Consider the following 17,677-nt stretch of genomic DNA (forward strand, 5'->3'; position numbering starts at 1 on the left):
AGTTAAGGGCTGAAAGAGTCACATTATATTTTGATAAATATTTTTCGTTGATACAATTTTAATGAGACAAACCAGAAAAATACCACATGTGAAAATGCAAAAATAAAGGAAGCGAGTTTAGGAGAAAATACACCGTTTAGCTGCATATATAACCAAGCATACATGGATGTATCACCAATATTAATGTTTAGATACAGGGTTACTACTAAAAATGACAATACATAGACAAATAATGGGTTAGTACCATAAACAAGTAAAGGCTCTGCCAGTTTCACTTGTTTCATTATGTCAATTAACCAGATAAAAGCTGCCAGTAATAAACAAGCAAAACCTGTGCTATAAATGACATAAGACGGGGTCCATAGCGACTTATTAATAGGCAAAACTAAATTCCATAGCACGCCCAGTCCTATGGCTAATCCACCAATTAGCGTTAACCTAACAACACTGTTCTTCTTATCTTCAATACGGGTTAAATAACGTGTTAATTCAAAGCCAAGTAACATATTCACTACTGCAGGAATAGTACTCAACAACCCCTCAGGTTCAAATGCAACACCACGCATATTATACATATGATTAGCACCCAATACCGCTAAATCAAGCTGGCGAATAATATTACCATCAATGGTTAAAGCGCTTTCTCCCACACTAAGAAGTAATACCCAATAGGCTAATAAAATTACAGCTGACGCAATAAAAATACCCGTTCGATTGAGTGTAAGAACTAAACAAGCTGCGACTGTGTAGGCGATGCCAATTCGTTGTAAAATCCCCATAATCCGCCAATCTTCAACATTAGCAGTGAATGGAATGATATTTAACATAAAGCCAATAAAAAACATGATGAAACCACGTTTTATTATTTTTCTAAATTGTTCAGGGCTAGCCGCAAAATGACTCTTCTTAAAAGAGAAAAACATTGCAGAGCCAATAATAAATAAGAAAAACGGGAAAACTAAGTCTGTTGGTGTTGCACCATTCCAATCGGCGTGCAGTAGAGGGGCGTATACATGTGACCAAGTACCTGGGGTATTCACTAAAATCATTAAAGCTATAGTAATCCCTCTAAAAGCATCGAGCGCAAGATAACGAGTCATGATTATTTCCTAACAAAATTTGTATTACTCATTGTAAAAGACAGCGCTGTCTTTTACAAGAAAAAGCAAATTTAAATCTAGGGACAGGAAACGCTCAAATTTCACATCACCAACCATGTAAAGTTAATAGCAATCAAAAAGCCTCTTTTAACAGCCATACCCCTTATTGAAAGAAAACAGATATGGACAGTTTATATGAGTTATTGGATTAATTAGAGATTATTGGACGAACTAAAAATACTTACGCGCTGATAAGTAGCTATGATACACTGGAAATCCTATCCATTCTTAGACAAAACAGAACCGAATAGCACCATGAAGGCAGAATCTTTATTACAACAAGCACAATTCGTTTGCCAAAAAAAAGGCGCACGTTTTACTAAAGTAAGAGAACAAGTTTTTTTACTATTAGCTAACCGTCAAGGAGCGGTTGGCGCTTACGATTTACTCTCCGAATTAAAAGAACTAGATGCCGCAGCCAAACCTGCAACGATTTATCGCGCTTTAGATTTTTTATCTAAGCAGGGTTTTGTACATAAAATAGAATCTATCAATGCTTTTATTATGTGCCACCATTTTGGTGAATGTGATCACCCTGTACAGCTATTAATTTGCGATGAATGTGGTCATGTTGAAGAAATTCAGTCCAATAACTTTGATTTAGCATTACGTACTATGGCTGATGCGAATGGTTTTACTATCACACATCAAATAGTTGAAGCACACGGCCGCTGTAAAAACTGTAATAACGTATAACTCTCCTGCAGTTAGCTCACCGTTAATCTTATAATTATTACTTTCTACCGCAAATCTTCACCTTGAAAATAACAAGGTGTTTTGATTGTGGTATAAATTCCAGATCAACACTCAATGTTGTATATACCTGTTGTCATTCAAGTGCTCGTTTCAGTATTATTTAGCCGTTTGATTGCACACGTACCATAAAACGTTAACAGCGTGTACTCCCGCTACCTTGGAAAATTATGAAATACTCAACCTCTACCGCCTTAATTGCTCTAACAATGGCTTTTTCTGTTTTTCTGTCAGTAGACAGTCAGGCAAGTAAAGTTGCGTTCGACGATAAATTTCGTCAATTAGGTGAGGTTTTACCTACACCCAATATTTATCGTGCTGCTTCAGGTACGCCTGGACATAAGTATTGGCAACAACAAGTTGATTACGATATTTCTATAGCGCTTGATGACGACACTCAACAATTAACTGGTGAGCAAATCATGGATTATCAAAATAATTCTCCAGATACTTTACGCTATTTATGGATACAACTAGACCAAAACCGCATGAAGCGTGACTCAGCTTATAAGATGACAAGCACAGCACCAAGCGAGAAAAAAGTCACATACAAGAGCTTTCGCAGTTTGGTTGAATCACCCGCTTTCGATGGTGGTTACGGCATAACAAAAGTAACGGCTAGTAATGGTAAACCATTACACTATGTTATCAATGGCACCATGATGCGTGTCGATTTACCTAAGCCGTTAAAATCGGGTGCCAGTGTTGAAATAAATATCAATTGGCACTACCAACTACATGAGCAAAAGTGCTTGGGGGTCGTTCAGGTTATGAATATTTTAAAGAAGATAAGAACTATCTCTACGAAATTGCTAGTTGGTTCCCAAGAGCCGCCGCTTACTACGATGCAATGGGCTGGCAAAATAAACAGTTTTTAGGAAATGGCGAGTTCACCCTAGAGTTTGGTGACTATGATGTAAAAATTACCGTACCTGCCGATCACATTGTAGCGGCCACAGGGGTTTTACAAAATGAGAAAAATGTACTCACTAACCAACAACGAAAACGCTTAAAGCAAGCCAAAAAAGCTAAAAAACCGGTATTGATCATTACCCCTGAAGAAGCATTAGCAAATGAAAAGTCACGCAGCACTAAAACAAAAACGTGGCATTTCAAAGCCCAAAATGTGCGTGATTTTGCCTTTGCCTCAAGTCGAAAATTCATCTGGGATGCTCAGGGTTATCAGCAAAGTAATAGTCATACCATGGCCATGTCATTTTACCCTAACGAAGGTAACCCGCTTTGGGAAAAGTATTCAACCGAAGCCATAATCCATACCATGGAACAATATAGTAAGTATACTTTTGAGTACCCTTACCCTGTTTCTATTTCAGTTAACGGTCCAGTTGGCGGTATGGAATACCCTATGATTACCTTCAATGGTCCTCGACCAACACTTGATAAAAAAACGGGAAAAAAGACTTATTCTCGCCGGACAAAATACGGTTTGGTTGGTGTCATTATTCATGAAGTAGGTCACAATTACTTCCCTATGATTGTTAACTCTGATGAACGTCAGTGGACTTGGATGGATGAAGGATTAAACACCTTCTTACAGTTCTTGGCAGAGCAATCTTGGGAAGAAGGTTATCCATCTCGCCGTGGCCACGCTGCTAAGATTACCAGTTATATGAAAAGTGATAATCAAGTACCTATTATGACCAACTCAGAGTCTATTTTGCAGTTTGGTAATAATGCTTATGGGAAACCTGCGACAGCGTTAAATATTTTACGCGAAACCATTATGGGCCGTGAGTTATTCGACTTTGCTTTTAAAGAATATGCCCAACGCTGGAAGTTTAAACGCCCTACGCCAGCTGACTTTTTCCGCACTATGGAAGATGCATCTGCAGTTGATTTAGATTGGTTCTGGCGTGGTTGGTTTTACACCACTGACCATGTAGATTTAGCTATCGATAATGTCTATTTATATCGTCCAAACAGTCAAAATCCAGATATTGAAGAAGCTTGGGAGCGTGCACTAGAGAATGAGCAACCTCAATTTATCAGTGATTTACGTAATAAAGGTCAATGGGTTCGCACTCAAGACAAAACTGAGCTATTAGATTTTTACAACGAGCATGATGAATTTACCGCCACAAATGCTGATCGTAATAAATATAATCAAGAGCACCAAGAGCTAGAGCCTTGGGAGCAGGAACTGTTGATTAATGATAGTAACTTTTATGTCATCGATTTTTCTAATCACGGCGGCTTAGTGATGCCTATTTTACTCGACATTACTTATGCCGATAGCACAACTGAACATATTTACATTCCTGCTGAAATTTGGCGTAAAAACAGTAAAAAGGTATCTAAACTATTAATTCGTGACAAAGAAATTACTAAAATTGCGCTAGATGCTAACTGGCAAACTGCTGATGTGAACATTAATAATAATTATTGGCCAGCACGCCCAATTAAATCGCGTTTTGATCTCTACAAAGAAAAGAAAAAAGACATGATGCGTGATTACAATGAAGAACTTAAAGACATCTCAGTTGATAAGAGCAATGATGAGTAAAGTATTTAAAAAATATATTTTTGCTATCAGCTTTTATATCGGACTTGTAGCTTCAGCTACAAGTCATACCTATTTTTTTGGGGTCAGTGATATTTATGCTAACCCTAATACTCAACACCTTGAAATAGTGCATCAATTTACCGCCCATGATATAGAAAATGCCATAGCTGAAAGTAAACAGATACACTTTTCGGCTGAACATAAAGATTATGATTTATATATTCAACAATATTTTGAGCAACAATTTTCACTCGAGAAAAGCCAAGTTGAAATTCCATTAACTTGGTTAGGCTTTGAATTAACATCGGGAAAAATTATTGCCTATCAAGAAAGTAAAGGAGCAAATCTTTTACCGCAAATAATGGTAAAAAATGCAATACTCATTGATACTTACCCAAGACAAATAAATACCGTTAATTTTCAAGGTATCGATTTAAATGGTGGCGCTCTTTTTGGCAGCTTATCTTTCGACCACAGAGTCACAGAAGCAATTATTACTCAAAATATTAGTCAATAACCGAACCAACAGCGCTTAACACCATAAATTATAAAACTATTACGCTATTTGATTTACATTTGTAAAATAAGCATGCAGAATCAAATAATGCACTTTATCTCAACAGTTAAGATTCGGAATCTCCATGAATGTAGAGTTTATCAATCCATTTTTATCTTCAATGCTTAATGTCATGTCAACGATGGCTCAAATGGAGTTAACTCCAGAAAAGCCTCGCCTTAAAAAAAATGAAGTCGCCTTAGGTGATGTTTCAGGTTTAATTGGCATGGTGAGTGAGCAAGCAAAGGGTTCATTATCAATTACTTTTGAAGGAAGCTTAGCATTAGCCACGATGAAAAAAATGGTTGGAGAAGCACCTGACGAAGTCAATGAAGAGATTATCGACTTGGTGGGTGAAATAACCAATATGGTAACTGGTGGTGCAAAACGTATGCTGAGTGAAAAAGGCATTGAATTTGATATGGCAACCCCAATAGTTGTTTCTGGGCCAAATCACTCCATTCATCATAAAGCTAAAGGTCCTATTGTTATTATCCCACTAAAAAGTGAGATAGGCAGAGCTTACATTGAATTTAGTTTTGATGAGTAAAAAATAAGTAACGGTACGTTTAAAATTATTCTTTACACGTAAAAAAAGCGACATCAGTCGCTTTTTTTGTAGCCGGAGTATTAACACCGAGTTATCAATTATATGTTGTAGCCCCAGCGCGGCATAATATCTTGTTTAATGCCAAGGTGATCTAGCACCCTCCCCACCATAAAATCTATCAGGTCTTCAATGGTTTCTGCGTTATGATAAAATCCTGGAGATGCAGGCATAATGGTTACTCCTTGCTGTGATAAACTGAGCATATTCTGCAAGTGTAACGTTGAAAAAGGCGTTTCCCTCACCATTAAAATTAACTGCCCACGCTCTTTTATCACCACATCTGCAGCACGCTCTATTAAGTTATCGCTCATACCATGACTAATAGCAGCCATTGTTCCGGTAGAGCAAGGACACACAATCATTCTTTTCGGCGCTGAAGAGCCTGAAGCAACAGGAGAGAACCATTGCTCTTTACCAAATACCGTTATTTGATTTTCTTTAGCCTGATATTTTTCAGTAAAAAACTTACTGGCTGCATCAGGGGAGCTCGGAATTTTTACCCCGACTTCAGTATCTAATACAATACGTCCCGCACTTGAACACAGAATATAGAGTTGGTAGTTTGCTGCAATTAGACATTCAATTAGGCGTAGAGCATAAGCTGAACCTGAAGCACCTGTGATAGCAAGTGTTATTTTGCCGTTAAAATCATTACTCGCCATACTCAGTTCTCTTATCATTAGCTACAAACTCACGGTGTAGTTTATGGTTACCCCTAACCATTTTTAATTGTTTTCTTGACTTTCTTTAATGCCATTTGCTTTTTCAGCGGTGATAAATAGTCAATGAATAATGTACCGTTTAAGTGATCGATTTCATGCTGCATCACAATCGCAAGAAATTCATCACTGGTAATAGTAATTGCTTGGCCATTGCGATCTAATGCTTCAACAGTAACATTAGTAAAACGTTCCACGTCCGCATAGTAGCCAGGCACAGATAAACAGCCTTCCTGCCCCTTAGCTGTTGCTTCTCCGTGAGTGATCACTGGGTTAATTAGCACAAGTGGTTCATCACGGTTTTCAGAAATATCAATAACCACAACGGCTTCACTACTGCCCACTTGAGTTGCAGCTAAACCGATACCATCATCTGTATCGTACATAGTTTCAAGTAAGTCATCGATTAACCCTTGAATTTTACTCACATCAGCTACAGGTTTTGCTTGCTCTATAAGTTTATCATTAGGTGCGGTAAGTATAGTTAATACTGTCATTGTGCTACATTCTCTTTACTATTTTGATTAAACTAAATTGGTTAGGCTGTCTTAATTATCATGCTATTTACTTATACGATTGCCGTCGCTAAACGGTTTAATAGTTTATTATGGATATCAGCAAAGCCCCCGTTACTCATAACAACAATTATATCCCCAGCTTGAGCTTGTTGGCTAATCGCCTCCACTAAGCTGTCAATATTATCTTCAATTTGGCATATTGGCTTACATTGATTGATTAAATCACTCACAGACCAAGTTACCTGTTCATCTTGATAGATAAAGACCTGATCTGCATCTACCAACGACTTAGGTAACGAATCTTTATGAACTCCTGATCTCATGGTATTCGACCTTGGCTCTAATACAGCAATGATGCGTCCAACCTGCTCTTGTTGTGAAAGTTTAGCACGGACACCAGCTAATGTTTTTGCTATAGCCGTTGGGTGGTGAGCAAAATCATCATAAACACTAATATTATTGACCGTACCGCGAAGTTCAAAACGGCGCTTCGTATTAACAAATTCTGCGAGTGCTTCAATAGAAACACCGCTTGGTACGCCTGCATGACGTGCTGCTGCTATCGCCATTACGGCGTTATCAATATTAAAATCGCCAATAAGATCCCATTTCACTACACCTTGTTTTTGACCATTAAACTTAACAATAAACTCACTGCCTTGTGCCGTTAACTTTTCAACTTGCCAGCCCATATCAAGCATTTTATCTTGTCTAGGCTCTCGTATAGAAAATTCAGTAGGTGTCCAACAACCCATGGCTAATGTTTCACCAATAGCGACTTCGTTCGCGGGAGATAAAATCAAACCGTTACTAGGCACCATTCGGATAAGGTGATGAAATTGTTTTTGAATATCACTTAGATCATTGAAAATATCGCCATGATCAAACTCTAAGTTGTTAATCACCAAGGTACGTGGACGGTAATGGACAAATTTGGAGCGTTTATCAAAAAAAGCGCTGTCGTATTCGTCAGCCTCAATGACAAAAAAAGGTGTCTCACCTAAACGAGCAGAGCTAGAAAAATTTTGTGGCACACCACCAATGAGGAAACCTGGCGACATATGAGCATATTCTAAAATCCACGCCAGCATACTACTGGTCGTTGTTTTCCCATGTGTACCCGACACAGCAAGAACCCAACGATCCTTCAAGACATTTTCAAGTAACCATTGTGGACCAGAGGTATAAGGAATATTACGATCGAGCATATGTTCCACCATGGGGTTTCCACGCGACATGGCATTACCAACAATCACAAGATCAATATCATCAGAAAAATTTTCAGTTTGGTAACCCGATATTAATTCAATGCCTAGCTGCTCTAACTGAGTACTCATTGGTGGATAAACATTGGCATCAGAGCCACTAACTTTGAAGCCGAGTTGCTTAGCTATAGCAGCAATCCCACCCATGAAAGTGCCACAAATACCCAAGATATGAAGGTGTTGAGTTTTATTAGTCATAAATATAATAATCAAAACATAAAGAAGCGTTATAATTGACGATATCATACCTTAATAACTAAGCTTTATCTGTATATACAGCCTATAAACTTAGCTGAGTAAAGTAATAAATGACTCTATCAAGCGCTACCACCAAAGATACGTTTACATTAGTCTGTCAAAAAATCCAACAAGAAACGCATGATGTAAAGACTTACCTATTCACTCAACCTAAGCGTGAAAAAACGATAGGCTTTAACTACTATGCTGGCCAGTACTTAAATTTCACCGTTAATATGGCCGGAACTATGCAAGCGTGTTGTTATACGCTTTCCTCCACACCAACTAATTCTGCTTATGTCAGCATTACTATCAAACGAATTCCTCAAGGTAAGGTATCTAATTACTTTCATGATCATTTTAAAGTAGGCCGGTCGATTCATGTTAAAGAAATCGCGGGTAACTTTTGCATACGTGACTCTATTCCGCCAAAAATATTATTAATCAGCGCTGGAAGTGGCATAACACCTATGCTCTCAATGCTGCGTTTTATGACAGAAATACAGTGTAAAAACCAAATTATCTTTATCCATAGTGCAAAGCAGGAAATCGACTTAATTGCTCAAGCTGAGTTAAATGATTTAGCGAAGCGACATGGCAATTGCCAAATAATTTACACCCTTACGCAAGGGGCCAATTCACAATGGCATGGATTTCAAGGACGGCTGAATGAACAAATGTTAAGTAATATTAAGCAAATTAATCATTATGAAGCTTTTGTTTGTGGACCTAAATTATTTCGCAACAACACTCAAGCTCTTTTACTTAAGCTAGGGGCAGAGCCAAGTAACTTTCATGAGGAGAGTTTTGGTAAAAATGAGTATTCAACAGGTGACAGCAATGATATTAAAGAAAGCATCTCTGTATTAAAGACAGAAGCAGAACACCAAGAGATTAACCAGCAAAGTTTGATACCTCAAAACAGTAATAAGAAAGTATCAATTTACTTTAGCCGATGGAAAAAGCGCTATCAAGGTAATCAACAAGATTCTTTGTTAGATCAAGGCGAAGCTGCTGGGTTAATTCTACCTCATTCATGTCGTGGGGGTAGTTGTGGTAGCTGTAAAGCAAAGTTAATCAGTGGCCAAGTCGAACAGCATTCAACTGACGGATTATCAGAAAGAGAGCAACGTCAAGGTTATATATTACTTTGCAGTTGCCATGCCTTAACTGATGTTGAGATAAGCCATGAGTAGTATTTGTTCCATGTGGTAATATCTAATGCTAGAAGTCATAACCTAAACTTACTACTAACCTGTAATCATTTGACTGAGGAATAGCAGCATCCACAGTAGCAACTGGTTCAGCAACGCGGTCTAAGTAAATCATGACATCTAACTCAAAATCATTTTGAAGATCAAACTCAAAACCAGTTTTCAAATGTGAATTTCGCTTACCTGACTTTTCTTCGACAAATTGTAATTGGTAATCAAATAAATAATCTAATCGGCTTGAAATACTGTAATCAAATAAAGTGCCTAAAGCTATTACGCCACTTTTTTGGTCACTTTCATCAGAAACGTCGTAATACTTGGTTTGTTGATAACTCGGACCAAGTGTAATATCCCATTGCAAACGCTTATTTTGAAAGATGTGGTAACCTAAACTAAGCCCTATTGTATTTCTAGACTTAATATTTTGTTGTAAATCTGTAAAATGTTCATAATCAAACACGCGAAAGAAGATCTTACGACTATAAAACCAATCCAGGTTTGAAGTTAGACGACTTGTATCAGTGATAACTGTTGTGCTTTCATCCGCAGTAGATTTACTATAATTATAGGTAAAATCAATTTTAAAACGGGTAAAGGGTGTTCTTCGTTGTACTCTCGCATTTACCATGTAATCAAGCTGACTAACATTACCTTTATTAACATCAATACCTAAACTAACCTTCCCATCCCACAACTCTTTTCTTACATCAGAAGAAGACGTGATCGATAAGAGTTCAGATAAAGGATAATGTTGCTCACTACCATCACTAATGAGCACAAGGTGTTGATCCTTAACGATAAGGAAGCCTTGTTTTACTTCCCCATTAGCGAAACGTATCTGTTGATCGAATCGACTACGAAGTTCTGTTACTTTATCCCAATCAAAAGTGATGGTATCAAACTCATCACTTTCAAACTCCAACTCATCGTCATACATAGAAATAATATCGCCTTTAAGCCACTCCCCTGATCGCAGTTTAAGCCAATCAAATTGTTGAGAAAAAACGGGCGTTGGCGGATTCCATACCTCGAGATGTTCAGACTTTTCTTGCCCATTACTGGTAAAGGTAATTAAGGCTATCACTAATAATAAATACTTATTCACAATAGTATGTATGGTTACTCTCACTACTGAATTACATTAAAAAAGGCCTGTACTAATTGAGATACAAGCCTTAGATACAAACGGAGTTGCTTTGCTAAAAGTCGTAACCTAAACCAACGACTAAACGGAAATCATTTTTTTCTGGTACCTGTCCCTCACTGTCCTCTTTCGGATTTTCTGTTCGATCGGCATAAAAAGTTAAATCAAGGTCAAAATCGTTAGTGAGGTCAATTTCTAGGCCTGTTTGAAAGTGATGAATATTACCACCAGAGGCTTCATCAATTACCTGGACATTATATGATGCTTCGTAGTCAATATCGCTAGAAATTTCAAAGGTAAAATCAGTGCCAAGAGTAAGACCAAAAGAGTCTTCACTGTCACTCTCATCCTCTTTAACATCAAGAAATTTACTTTTTTGATAACTTGGACCAAGATTAACATCCCAACTTGTACGACTCGTATCAACAATATGATAACCCAATGCAATACCATAGTGTATTCGATAATCAAGGTTTAAAAAGTCATCAGCCATATATTCAAAATCAGCGGCTCGGAAATAAATCTTGGGGTTAAAGAACCAGTCATAAGATGACGTTAATCGTTCACTATCAGCAGTAACGGTTGTTTCTTCAGTCTTATTGTCTTCATAGCGACTATAATCAGCAGTATAATCTGTTTTAAAGCGACTGCTCGAACTTCGTCGCTGTATTCCAGCAGAGAAAGTATAGTCAAATTGCACAGTATTACCTTCACGTAGATTTATGCCTAAATTGACATAACCATCCCATAAATCTCTTTCATTTTTTCCTGAGGATGCAATAGATAAAAGGTTGCTAAACTCATAATGGGTCGTCACGCCATTTTTTACTAAGGATAGTTTTCCATCTTTTATCACCAAATACCCTTCATCAATGGTTCCATCAAACATTCGAATACTTTGCCATTCCTTACTACGTAATTCGGCAATATCCTCTAAGTCAATAGTTTGCATATCAAGCTCATCACTATCAAACTCTAGTTTCTCGTCATACATTGAAATGATATCGCCCTTAAGCCATTCATCTGATGCCAGCTTTATCCAATCAAAATCTTGTTTAAAAACTGGAGTCGGTTTCTGCCACTCAGTCCTACCGTCCTCAGCATAACTGAATGTCGATTGTGTTAACGAAAGAAACAAAGCCAAAATTACCGTTGTCAGGGTTGCTATGGTGTTATTCATAAAACCTCATACCTGTTAGGGCATTTCTCAGATTAAAGACAATAAATTATAAATATAGCGATGATGAAAACACAATGGCGCAATATCGAGTGTGCTCAACTGTTTATATTAAACACAACAAGAGAAAAAAAATATAAATTATTAAGGGCAATCAGCAAAATATATTCTATAGTAGGATTCTAACAACAACACAGGTGCACCATAATGATGCATCGAAAGCACTATACAGGTGCAACAGAGATTGCGAGCGTTATAAAAAAGCTTATTAATCAACGACCTTCCTCTTGGCACGATTTTAGCTATTAAACGAATAACAATAGATGAATAATGATCATAACCAATCTTTATAACTTCATCCATTTTATGACTTACATAAACATTTGCAGAATTTTATAAAATTAACCTCAGTGGAGAGACACAATGTCACAAGCAGTATTCGACTTAATTAAAGAAAACGATGTCAAATTTGTTGACCTTCGTTTTACCGATTCGAAGGGTAAAGAACAACACATTTCAATTCCTCATCACCAAGTAGATGAAGATTTTTTCGAAGATGGAAAAATGTTTGATGGTTCATCTATTGAAGGTTGGAAAGGCATTGACGAATCTGACATGGTTATGATGCCTGATGCATCTACAGCTGTGCTAGACCCTTTTTCTGAAGCTGTTACTTTAAATATCCGTTGTGATATTTTAGAGCCTAGCACAATGCAAGGTTACAGCCGCGATCCTCGCTCTGTAGCTAACCGCGCTGAAGAATACCTACGTAGTACAGGCATTGCTGATACTGTATTAGTCGGTCCAGAGCCAGAGTTTTTCGTATTTGACGATGTACGTTTCCATACCGACATGAGTGGTTCTTTTTATAAGATTGATGATAAAGAAGCTGTTTGGAATTCAGGTACTGAATACGAAGAAGGCAATATGGGCCATCGTCCTGGTGTTAAAGGCGGTTACTTCCCAACAGCACCTGTTGATTCATCACAAGATTTACGTTCAGCCATGTGTTTAGTAATGGAAGATATGGGCTTAGTAGTTGAAGCGCATCACCATGAAGTAGCTACGTGTGGCCAGAACGAAATTGCTTGTCGTTTTAACACACTAGTTAAAAAAGCAGATGAAGTTCAAATTTATAAATATGTTGTTCATAACGTAGCTCACGCATACGGTAAAACAGCTACCTTTATGCCTAAGCCACTTGTTGGTGATAACGGTACTGGTATGCACGTACATATGTCACTTGCTAAAGACGGTACTAACTTATTCGCTGGTGATAAGTACGGTGGTTTATCTGAAACTGCACTTTATTACATCGGTGGTGTTATTAAGCATGCTAAAGCATTGAACGCATTTACTAACCCAGCGACAAACTCATACAAACGTTTGGTTCCACATTTTGAAGCACCTGTTATGCTTGCATACTCTGCACGTAACCGCTCTGCATCAATTCGTATCCCAATTGTACCAACGCCAAAAGCAACACGTATTGAAGCACGTTTCCCTGATCCTGCTTGTAACCCTTACTTGGCTTTCTCTGCATTATTGATGGCTGGTCTTGACGGTATTAAAAACAAAATTCACCCTGGTGATGCAATGGATAAAGATTTATATGACTTACCTGCTGAAGAAGCAGCATCAATCCCTCAAGTAGCTACATCACTTGAAGATGCACTTCAAAGCTTAGAAAGCGATTATGAATTCTTAACTGCCGGTGGTGTTATGGATAAAGACATGATTGATGCATACATCACTATTAAGCGTGAAGAGTCTCAACTTGTAAACATGACGACACACCCTGTAGAATTTGATCTTTACTACAGCGTTTAATATCGCATAGCTTCTCATTGAAGTTCTTATCGGTAAATGAAAAGTCCACTTAGGTGGGCTTTTTTTATGCTTGAAACATCAATAAAACCACAGTTAAATTATGTCATGATCACAAAAATAACTTATTGATAGAAAAATATTAAAAAACATTTTTTTGTATAAAGTATAGATATATACTTAAATTAACGTACATTAAGGAATGATGTGAATATTGACCACCCAAAGCACAGGGAAATATAAGGAACTATGATCAAGTTATTATTATTTATACTATTAAGCATCACCTTATCTGCTCCTGTTCACCCAAAAACAGCCAAAATTTACGTATGGCGTAATGAAAAAGGTGTATTGGTTTTTTCTGACTCGCCTATGCCGGGAGCAGAAGAAGTAAAAACTAAGCCCGGCAATATTATTCAATCAAGCACTTCTCTTGATACCAAAGTACTCGATATTACTCCCCAAGAAGTAATAGAAGAATATGAAATAGTTATAGATACACCTAAAAACAATGCCACAATCCGTGATAATACTGGCTCAATATATATTGGTGGAGGTATCAAGCCAAGATTTAAGCCTGGATTAGAAGTACAATTAGTACTTGACGGAAAACCCCATCAAAAACCGCAAAAGCACTCTATGTTCTCACTAAGAGATATTGATAGAGGCGAGCACAAAATTAAAATGTTACTACTAGATGAAAAAGGCAAGGTTATTGCATCATCAGCATCAGTAACGTTTTATATGCATAGAGCTTCAACAAACTAAGTTAGTACCCATTACTTTTGCCCTTATCAGCAAAGAGCTATAGAAGAATTAACACCTTGTTGCCAAGCAAAATTAACACTGCAAATAAAACCTTTCTTTAGTAAACTAAAATTGCACGCACCAAAAAGGTGCATGGAATTATCTTCCTAAGGGTTTTTATGAATAGTCGTAGTTATATACAAGATCACAAGTTATCTTATCAGCAATCACTTGCCAATCAATTGGTGACTGCTGTGATTATTCTTAATGAAAAACTCGCCATCGTTTATGTCAACCCTGCAGCAGAGGCGCTGTTAAATAAAAGCCTATACCGTTTATACAATACAGAATCTGAAATGATTTTTGCGAATACAAGCATTAATCACAAACGTTTAATGCAACTGCTCGCCACTGGTCAGGAATTTACTGACTGTGACATTGTTGTTGAGCTAAATGAAAGTCATCGCTTTACCGCTGAAGTAACCGCTTCTTCAGTTGAATTTGAAAGAGCGCCACATGTATTACTTGAGTTCAAACAGATAGATCAGCAAAAACAAATTAGCTTAGAAGTATTTCAGCATCAGCAATGGCTTGCTGCGCGTGATCTTATAAAAGGTCTGGCGCACGAAATTAAAAACCCGCTAGGAGGGCTGAGGGGTGCAGCACAGTTACTCAGTAAAGAAGTGAGTAGCGAACAACAAGAATACACCAGCATGATTATCGAACAAGCCGATCGCTTAACTAACTTAGTTGATCGTCTACTCGGGCCAAATCAATTACCCCAGATGCAAGAACACAATGTTCATGGAATACTTGAGAAAGTATGCCAGTTAGTGAGTTACTCAAACGCTCAAAAAATTGATTTATCGCGGGACTATGATCCTTCATTGCCCGCTATTGAATGTGATCAAGAAAAACTGCAACAAGCGGTACTTAATATTGTTAACAATGCTATTCAAGCTATTGATGAAACACACAACATTACGCTAAGAACCCGAATTGCCAGTAATAAAACTATTCACGGTAAACGAATAAAATTAGCGATTGAAATTAGCATTATTGATAACGGACCTGGCATTCCCAGTGAAATTCAAGACACACTTTTTTATCCTATGGTCTCTGGTCGTTCCAATGGTACAGGATTAGGTTTATCTATCTCACAAACATTAATAAACCAACATCAAGGTAAGTTATCCTGTCATAGCCGCCCAGGTCATACCGAATTTACAATTCTACTGCCTTTAAAACAACAACCCTTAAGTCAAGAACCTTTATCACAAGAGAGTACAATATGATCACCGAACAAGTCTGGATAGTTGATGACGATAGCTCTATTAGGTGGGTACTTGAGAAAGCTTTTGCGAATGAAAATATTACTTGTGCCGCTTTTGAAAGTGCAGAAAACTTACTGGTTGCATTAGATCATGGTCAGCCGGAAATCATTATTTCTGATATACGCATGCCAAACATCGATGGAATGGAGTTATTAAAGAGATTAAACAAACAGCACTCCCATATCCCAGTGATAATTATGACTGCTCACTCAGATTTAGACAGTGCTGTTAATGCATACCAAGGCGGTGCATTTGAATATTTGCCTAAACCCTTTGATATAGATGAAGCCATCAATCTAAGTAAACGTGCCCTCACCCATGCCAGAGAGCAAAATGAGAAGAATAAAAATCAAAAAGATATACCCGCAGCTGTTGGCTTGATTGGTGAAGCGCCTGCTATGCAAGAAGTGTTTCGGGCAATAGGTCGCTTATCTCGTTCAAGTATCAGTGTCCTCATTAATGGCGAGTCAGGCACAGGTAAAGAATTAGTTGCACAAGCACTGCATTCCCATAGTCCTCGAGTAAATGAGCCCTTTATTCCGTTAAATATGGCCGCTATTCCGAAAGACTTAATTGAATCTGAATTATTTGGTCATGAAAAAGGTGCCTTTACTGGTGCAAATTCAGTCCGACAAGGTCGCTTTGAACAAGCACATGGTGGGACTTTATTTTTAGACGAAATTGGTGATATGCCATTAGATATTCAAACACGCCTATTACGTGTACTTTCAGATGGTCAAGTATATCGTGTTGGTGGACACTTACCCGTTCAAGTCGATGTTCGTATTATCGCAGCAACTCATCAAAACCTTGAAGACCGTGTGAAAAAAGGTGAGTTTAGGGAAGATTTATTTCATCGTCTCAATGTTATTCGCATTCATTTACCTAGCCTAAGAGAACGCAAGGAAGATATTCCACAACTGAGCCAGCACTTTTTAACACAGGCAGCAAATGAGTTAAGTGTTGAGGTTAAAACCTTGAGTAAAAAGGCCAGTAATTTCCTGAATAACTGCCATTGGCCTGGAAACGTTAGGCAGTTAGAGAATATTTGTCGATTTTTAACGGTAATGGCCAGTGGTCAAGAAATCCTTATTGAAGATTTACCCAATGAACTAGTTGATAAATCAACTCCTTCAAAGAGTGATTCCACTGCTTGGCAAGACTTACTTAGTCATTGGATGGACCAAGAATTAGCACAAGGAAAAGATGCCATATTGGATTACGCACAGATTGAGTTTGAAAAAATAATGCTTGAGCGAGCACTAATCTTTACCCAAGGACACAAACAAGATGCGGCCAAAAAATTAGGGTGGGGAAGAAATACTTTAACAAGAAAACTAAAAGAATTTGATAAATAATACCCATTAGATTAATTGATTAATCCGACAGGGATAAGACGAAATGAAAAGTAGTAGTGATCTTTTGATAGAAAGTTAGCTACTGCAAGCTTCATCATCACATTGTTTGCAGCTATTACACAATTTAATATTAATGAAGTGTGCCGCAATAATAAGGCTTGCCCCACCAATAATAAAAAACGGCTCTAATGTTTGAGAAAAATCGTGTTTAATCCAGTATAAAGTCACACCTAAATACAGTAAGTAAAAGGGATACAAACGTCTATGATAACGTTTAAAACCAGAAAATAGTGCTATGGTACCAAGAGCAGCAGTCATAAGAAGAAAAACATGTTCCCATGCATGATCCGCTAAAAAGCTTAAACCAAGCAAAGGTAACATTGGCAGTATAATAGGTAGTAATATGCAATGCAGTGCACATAAGGAAGTTGCTGTAATGCCTATTCTATCTAACATAGTCGTTCCGAGAATCTAAATTAATTTACTGTAAACAGACCTGTTAAGGCCTTCAAAGTGAGATAGTATCACAATTGA

15 protein-coding genes and 1 pseudogene are annotated in these 17,677 nt (G+C 37.6%); 9 read left to right on the forward strand and 7 right to left on the reverse strand.

Annotation, left to right across the window (positions count from 1 at the left end):
- Window positions 1-23 precede the first annotated feature (23 nt).
- On the reverse strand, window positions 24-1,100 hold the full coding sequence (locus tag ND2E_RS04965) for an acyltransferase family protein (RefSeq protein WP_033095055.1): 1,077 nt from the start codon (window positions 1,098-1,100) through the stop codon (window positions 24-26).
- Between the two features lie 315 nt (window positions 1,101-1,415).
- Here ND2E_RS04965 and ND2E_RS04960 point away from each other — a divergent pair, with 315 nt between their 5' ends.
- The 4 genes and pseudogenes from ND2E_RS04960 (at window position 1,416) to ND2E_RS04950 (ending at window position 5,543) form a co-directional block, all read left to right on the forward strand.
- Window positions 1,416-1,856, forward strand: coding sequence for a transcriptional repressor (locus tag ND2E_RS04960; RefSeq protein WP_033095056.1), 441 nt, complete (start codon window positions 1,416-1,418; stop codon window positions 1,854-1,856).
- Window positions 1,857-2,083: 227 nt separating this feature from the next.
- Window positions 2,084-4,437 (forward strand): annotated as a pseudogene (locus ND2E_RS22215) (M1 family metallopeptidase).
- Window positions 4,430-4,954: a DUF6702 family protein gene (locus tag ND2E_RS04955; protein ID WP_033095057.1), complete on the forward strand. Its 525-nt coding sequence runs from the start codon at window positions 4,430-4,432 to the stop codon at window positions 4,952-4,954. Before ND2E_RS22215 ends, ND2E_RS04955 begins: the two are co-directional and overlap by 8 nt.
- A 124-nt stretch (window positions 4,955-5,078) precedes the next feature.
- The gene (locus ND2E_RS04950; RefSeq protein WP_033095058.1) at window positions 5,079-5,543 is read left to right on the forward strand and encodes a chemotaxis protein CheX; all 465 of its coding nucleotides are present in this window, start codon (window positions 5,079-5,081) and stop codon (window positions 5,541-5,543) included.
- Window positions 5,544-5,641: 98 nt separating this feature from the next.
- Here the strand turns inward: ND2E_RS04950 and ND2E_RS04945 are convergent, their stop codons facing one another.
- From ND2E_RS04945 to mpl, 3 genes are all read right to left on the reverse strand, one after another.
- Window positions 5,642-6,265 carry a flavin prenyltransferase UbiX gene (locus tag ND2E_RS04945; protein WP_033095059.1) on the reverse strand — a complete coding sequence of 208 codons (624 nt, stop codon included), beginning with the start codon at window positions 6,263-6,265 and terminating at the stop codon, window positions 5,642-5,644.
- A gap of 53 nt (window positions 6,266-6,318) precedes the next feature.
- A complete protein-coding gene (gene def, locus ND2E_RS04940; protein ID WP_033095060.1) occupies window positions 6,319-6,819 on the reverse strand; it encodes a peptide deformylase in 501 nt (166 codons plus the stop codon).
- 71 nt (window positions 6,820-6,890) lie between these two features.
- Window positions 6,891-8,303: a UDP-N-acetylmuramate:L-alanyl-gamma-D-glutamyl-meso-diaminopimelate ligase gene (mpl, locus tag ND2E_RS04935; protein WP_081962087.1), complete on the reverse strand. Its 1,413-nt coding sequence runs from the start codon at window positions 8,301-8,303 to the stop codon at window positions 6,891-6,893.
- A 110-nt stretch (window positions 8,304-8,413) separates the two neighbouring features.
- On the opposite strand from mpl, the gene ND2E_RS04930 reads away from it, so the two are divergent.
- Window positions 8,414-9,538, forward strand: coding sequence for a 2Fe-2S iron-sulfur cluster-binding protein (locus ND2E_RS04930; RefSeq protein ID WP_033095062.1), 1,125 nt, complete (start codon window positions 8,414-8,416; stop codon window positions 9,536-9,538).
- A 28-nt stretch (window positions 9,539-9,566) separates the two neighbouring features.
- On the opposite strand, the gene ND2E_RS04925 is transcribed toward ND2E_RS04930, so the two are convergent.
- Entirely contained in the window at window positions 9,567-10,661 is a 1,095-nt protein-coding gene (locus ND2E_RS04925) for a DUF481 domain-containing protein (protein ID WP_223303667.1), read from the reverse strand.
- A 94-nt stretch (window positions 10,662-10,755) separates the two neighbouring features.
- Window positions 10,756-11,880, reverse strand: coding sequence for a DUF481 domain-containing protein (locus ND2E_RS04920; RefSeq protein WP_033095064.1), 1,125 nt, complete (start codon window positions 11,878-11,880; stop codon window positions 10,756-10,758).
- A gap of 420 nt (window positions 11,881-12,300) precedes the next feature.
- On the opposite strand from ND2E_RS04920, the gene glnA reads away from it, so the two are divergent.
- From glnA to glnG, 4 genes are all read left to right on the forward strand, one after another.
- Window positions 12,301-13,707, forward strand: a complete 1,407-nt coding sequence (glnA, locus tag ND2E_RS04915) for a glutamate--ammonia ligase (protein ID WP_033095065.1) — start codon at window positions 12,301-12,303, stop codon at window positions 13,705-13,707.
- Window positions 13,708-13,953: 246 nt separating this feature from the next.
- Window positions 13,954-14,472, forward strand: coding sequence for a DUF4124 domain-containing protein (locus ND2E_RS04910; protein WP_033095066.1), 519 nt, complete (start codon window positions 13,954-13,956; stop codon window positions 14,470-14,472).
- 158 nt (window positions 14,473-14,630) lie between these two features.
- A complete protein-coding gene (glnL, locus tag ND2E_RS04905; protein ID WP_033095067.1) occupies window positions 14,631-15,746 on the forward strand; it encodes a nitrogen regulation protein NR(II) in 1,116 nt (371 codons plus the stop codon).
- Window positions 15,743-17,143: a nitrogen regulation protein NR(I) gene (gene glnG, locus ND2E_RS04900; protein ID WP_033095068.1), complete on the forward strand. Its 1,401-nt coding sequence runs from the start codon at window positions 15,743-15,745 to the stop codon at window positions 17,141-17,143. Before glnL ends, glnG begins: the two co-directional genes overlap by 4 nt.
- A gap of 75 nt (window positions 17,144-17,218) precedes the next feature.
- On the opposite strand, the gene ND2E_RS04895 is transcribed toward glnG, so the two are convergent.
- A complete protein-coding gene (locus tag ND2E_RS04895; RefSeq protein ID WP_033095069.1) occupies window positions 17,219-17,599 on the reverse strand; it encodes a MerC domain-containing protein in 381 nt (126 codons plus the stop codon).
- Window positions 17,600-17,677 lie beyond the last annotated feature (78 nt).

It is taken from the genome of Colwellia psychrerythraea (genome assembly GCF_000764225.1).
GTDB classification, from domain to species: Bacteria; Pseudomonadota; Gammaproteobacteria; order Enterobacterales; family Alteromonadaceae; genus Colwellia; species Colwellia psychrerythraea_D.